The sequence below is a fragment of the Thalassospira sp. MCCC 1A01428 genome (assembly GCF_002115825.1).
Taxonomy (GTDB): Bacteria; Pseudomonadota; Alphaproteobacteria; order Rhodospirillales; family Thalassospiraceae; genus Thalassospira.
This window is the reverse complement of the sequence record NZ_JFJZ01000154.1, coordinates 1-740: the sequence shown is the minus strand read 5'-3', so window position 1 is coordinate 740 and position 740 is coordinate 1. Positions and strand designations below refer to the sequence as shown.

Here is a 740-nt window from a genome sequence, read left to right as displayed (position 1 = left end):
TCAGACTGCTGACAAACTCCTCGCCTTTGGCGGGGAGTTTTGATTCAATAGGGCATGCTGAAAAAACCTTCCGCCCAACAAACCGAACTCGAGATGGTGACGCTGAACAGCCTGGTTCCAGCAAACCATCTGCTTCGTAAAATCGATGCCGTCATCGATTTCAGCTTTATCCATGACCGGGTTGCCGGGCTTTATTGCGCCGATAATGGCCGTCCTGCGCTTGATCCGGTCATGATGTTCAAGGCCCTGTTCATTGGCTATCTGTTTGGTGTGCGCTCCGAACGCCAGCTTGTGCGCGAGATTGAAGTCAATGTCGCCTATCGCTGGTTTTTGCATCTCAAGCTGACAGACAAAGTGTTTGATGCCTCAACCCTGTCACAGAACCGCCGGCGGCGTTATCGCGATGTCAGTGTGGCGCAGGATATCTTCGACACCATTGTCGAACAGGCGATAAAGCACGGATTGGTAGATGGCACGGTGCTCTATACCGACAGCACACATTTAAAGGCCAATGCCAACAAGAATAAATGGGATAAGGAAGTCGTTGCCAAATCCCGCGCGGCCTATTGGGACGATCTGGATCTGGCGATCGAAGAAGACCGGGCCGCACATGGCAAGAAGCCGTTAAAAGCCAAAGAACGCCAGCCTGTAAGCAAGGAAACCAAGATCAGCCGCACAGATCAGGACAGCGGCTATATGGTTCGCGATGGCAAACCCAAAGGCTTTTTCTATCTCGATCA

Annotated in this window: 1 protein-coding gene; it reads left to right on the top strand. The window is 51.9% G+C overall.

The features are described from left to right. Positions 1 to 54: 54 nt before the first annotated feature. The coding region (locus tag THS27_RS26360) for a transposase (RefSeq protein WP_139835780.1) at positions 55 to 740 on the top strand (686 nt) is incomplete at its 3' end.